Source organism: Pseudogracilibacillus amylolyticus (SeqCode), assembly GCF_051918545.1.
Lineage (GTDB): Bacteria > Bacillota > Bacilli > Bacillales > Amphibacillaceae > Pseudogracilibacillus.
In genome coordinates, this window is record NZ_JBPPZG010000287.1 from 1 (window position 1) to 3,873 (window position 3,873).

A 3,873-nucleotide genomic window follows, 5' to 3' on the forward strand; every position below is an offset into this window, starting at 1 on the left:
GTATAATCTAAGTCTTGAAGCGAAATTGTAATTGGGGAGTCCTGATTAATCGTGGCTAAATCACGACTCATAAATGCATCTTCTTTATATGTGACCAAGTTTTCTTTTAATTTCTTAGCCGTAATTTCATCAATATTATCATAAATATTGTCCAATGTTTGATATTGTTTTAATAACCTCGTTGCTGTTTTTATCCCGATACCAGGAACTCCCGGTATATTATCAGAACTATCGCCCATTAATGCTTTTAAATCAATAATCTGATCCGGGTTTAGTTCCATTTTTTCTACCATACTTTTTGGAGTATAAGTTTCCACATCACTAACACCTTTTTTCGTAACATCTACTGTCACATGATCGGAAACAAGCTGGAGTAGGTCTTGGTCACCAGAAATAACCTTAACTTCCCAACCCTCTTTTTCCCCTTTATCCGCTAATGTCCCAATAATATCATCAGCCTCATACATATCAAGTTCATAGTGAGGAATTTTAAATGCATCTAACAATTCTCGCGTTAATGGAAACTGCTCCGATAATTCTGGAGGAGTTTTTTGTCTCCCACCTTTATACTCTTTATAAGTCGAATGTCTAAATGTTGTTTTTCCCGCATCAAAAGCAACAAGCATATGACTTGGCTTTTCCGTCTCTAAAATATTTAATAAAATATTTGTAAAACCGTAAATCGCATTCGTATAAACACCTTTATCATTGTGTAGTAATGGTAAGGCATAAAAAGCGCGAAATAAAACACTATTCCCATCAATTAAAACTAATTTTTTACTCATTACACCGCCTCCTAAATCCTTCCCCTTTATTATATAGATTGTTCTTGCTAATTGGCAAGCCGACAGGCGCAGACAAAAGCTAGAACAGCTTAATGCAGGTAAGCAAGTTCACTAACTTGCTTACAATGCGAAAAGCAAACACACCGATTGATAAAGTAAACTTGCTGATTGCAAGCCTTGGCGAAGCTAGAAGTATAGTTACACTTATGTAATAAAAAAATCAAGCAGATTTTTTATTACCAAGTCGTTAGACGTAGGCAGAGGTGATGTTGCACTTATGCAGGTAAGCGAATGCTTACATGCGAATAGATGATACTCACTGATTGGCAAGCCGACAGGCGCTGACAGAAGCTAGAACAGCTTAATACAGGTCAGACACAGAACAATAAAAAAGCACCCTCTTCAAATAAAAGAGGATACTTCATTAAAGCTACTCTGCTTGTTCTTTTGGAATAAATACATTGAAAGTTGTTCCTTCTCCTAATTCACTTTCCACTTTAATTTCACCATGATGTACTTCGACAATATGCTTTACAATCGCAAGCCCCAATCCTGTTCCACCAGTATCTCTACTTCTATCCTTATCCACTCGATAAAAACGTTCAAATATTCGAGGTAGAGCTTCTTTACTAATTCCAATTCCTGTATCTTTCACCTGGAAACAAACATTTTCCCCACTATCTTTTATTGCCAGCGAGATAGTGCCTTTTTCCGGAGTATAGCTAATAGCATTTGTTAGTAAGTTTAACAATATTTGTTTAATCTTTTCTTCGTCTGCCTCGAAAATAAGTTCCTCGTCAGCATCAACTTGAATATCAATATTCTTCTGCTCCGCATGTGGATTGATAACTGGCAGAACCTCATCAAGCACAAACCCTACCTCAACAGGACCAACATTAATGTTTGATTCATCTTTTTCCAGTTTTGATAATATTAATAAATCATCGATCAAATACTGAATTCGTTTACTTTCGTCAAAAATGATCTGTAAAAATTGCTTTCGAGCCTCGGGGTCATTTTCTGCACCATCGAGTAATGTTTCTGCAAAACCTTTTATTGACGTAATTGGAGTTTTTAACTCATGAGACACGTTAGCAACAAAGTCTTTACGCATAACCTCAACGTTCTTAAACTCTGTAATGTCATAAATAACAAGTACTGCCCCTCTTAACATATTTCTTTCATTAAAAATGGGAGCTCCTACAATTTCTAAGTAAATTTTTTCATCATTTTTAGATAATGAAAATAAATGTTTAACATGTCTTTCATAAAGAAAAGTTTCTTGTACAGTATGATGAATTTGTTCATTTTCTAGCACATCATAATATAAATAACCAATATAATCATGTGGGGTTTTACCAAACATAGAGATAAATTTTCTATTCACTACATGTATGTAACCTTTCTCATCAATCAATACAAGTCCGCTCTCGGAATTTTCAATAACAGTAGATAATTGTTCTGCTTGAATTTGTTCCGAAATTGTAAGTTCACTTAAACTTCTGGCAAGTGAGTTAATTTTTGTGCTTAATTCTCCAATTGAACCTGTCATGGGTTGATGAATTCTTGAATGATAATTTCCTTTTAAAAGCTTGTCCATCGTTTCCGTAACTTTGTCAATCGGCTTAACATATCTATCAAAAAAATGAAACAAAAGCAATAATAATACGATAAATTGAATTACTAATACAGCTAACAAAACATACAAATTAGTAACTATTTGAAACAAAGCTACCCCGGAAATAATTAAAATTAATAATAAAGTGAGTGTATAACCAATCACTTTTTTTGACAACATTTTGTTCATGTTGGATCCTCCAATTTATAGCCAAACCCGCGAACAGTTTTAATATATGTTGGATTTTTGGAATCAGTTTCAAATTTATCACGTAAATGACTAACTTGAACGTCCACAATCCGTGTATCACCCACAAAATCATACTCCCAAACTGAGCTAAGAAGTTGCTCCCTTGAAAGAATCTGTCCTTTATGTTGAATTAAGTAAACGAGCAGTTCAAATTCCTTTCTCGTTAATTCCAGAGGATCTCCTTTAAAAAAGGCCTCGAATCTATCTGGATGGACTTTTATATCACCAACTTCAAGTACGAGTGGTGCTACATTTTCAGATCTTTGTTCAGTTCTTCTAAGAATTGCATTGATCCTAGCAATAAGCTCTTTGGGAATAAATGGTTTTGTTAAATAATCATCGGCACCCATTTCAAGCCCATAAATTTTATCATATTCATCATCTTTAGCAGTTAGCATAAGTATCGGAATGTAATTATTATTTTTTCGGATCGTTTTACAAACTTCCATACCATCCATCTTCGGAAGCATTAAATCTAATACAATTAAATCAAATGTTGACTTCTCTATTTTTTTAATTGCATCTTCTCCATTATAAACGACATCTGTAAGGAAACCTGCTTTTTCTAAATTATATTTTATTAATGTAACAATAGATGGCTCATCTTCTACAATTAATATTGTTCGCTCCACAAAATACCCTCTCTTCTATAGTTTTAGGTATATCTACTTCTATTTTACAATGAAGTTCGATAAAAGTGAAAAATATTTAAAAAAATATACAAATATTTTACAATCCAGTTTTAATATCTTGCTTTTAGATAATAATATAAACAATGTAAATTCCGGCATATTTTAACTACAACACTCTTATGTTAACTATGAAGATAAGATTTATCCAGCTAAATTAGGTTTTAACCAGCTAATTCAGGATTTAACCACGGGAAATAGAGTTTAACCACGAAATTTGAGAATTAACCACGGAGAGATGCTTTATCCAGCTAATTCGGAAATTAACCACGAAAAATAGAATTTAACCACGAAAAATAGAATTTAACCACGAGGATTTGCTTTATCCAGCCAATTCGGAATTTAACCACAAGAAATAGATTTTAACCACACAATTCCGGATTTAACCACGTACAAAATCGTAATCAAACAAACGAATCACATAACGCAACCCCTACTGAATCCCAGGAAATCGAGTAGAGGGGAAAATTAATTTTCCGCCCCTCTCACACCACCGTACATACGGTTCCGTATACGGCGGTTCAATTTATAT

General features: G+C 33.7%; 3 protein-coding genes. All 3 read right to left on the reverse strand.

The window, feature by feature from the left end; all coding sequences use genetic code 11:
- Positions 1-785, reverse strand: a 785-nt coding sequence (locus tag ACPYKA_RS19585) for a 5'-3' exonuclease (protein ID WP_479543876.1), incomplete at its 3' end; no start/stop codon positions are given.
- Positions 786-1,215: 430 nt separating this feature from the next.
- A complete protein-coding gene (gene pnpS / locus ACPYKA_RS19590) occupies positions 1,216-2,592 on the reverse strand; it encodes a two-component system histidine kinase PnpS (RefSeq protein ID WP_479543877.1) in 1,377 nt (458 codons plus the stop codon).
- Complete coding sequence (locus tag ACPYKA_RS19595; protein WP_479543878.1) at positions 2,589-3,284, reverse strand: response regulator transcription factor; 696 nt, start codon at positions 3,282-3,284, stop codon at positions 2,589-2,591. Before ACPYKA_RS19595 ends, pnpS begins: the two co-directional genes overlap by 4 nt.
- Positions 3,285-3,873 lie beyond the last annotated feature (589 nt).

What these genes read in the sequence shown, in the direction of transcription:
- pnpS (WP_479543877.1), bottom strand. Translation starts at nt 2,592, where the DNA reads ATGAACAAAATGTTGTCAAAAAAAGTGATTGGTTATACACTCACTTTA.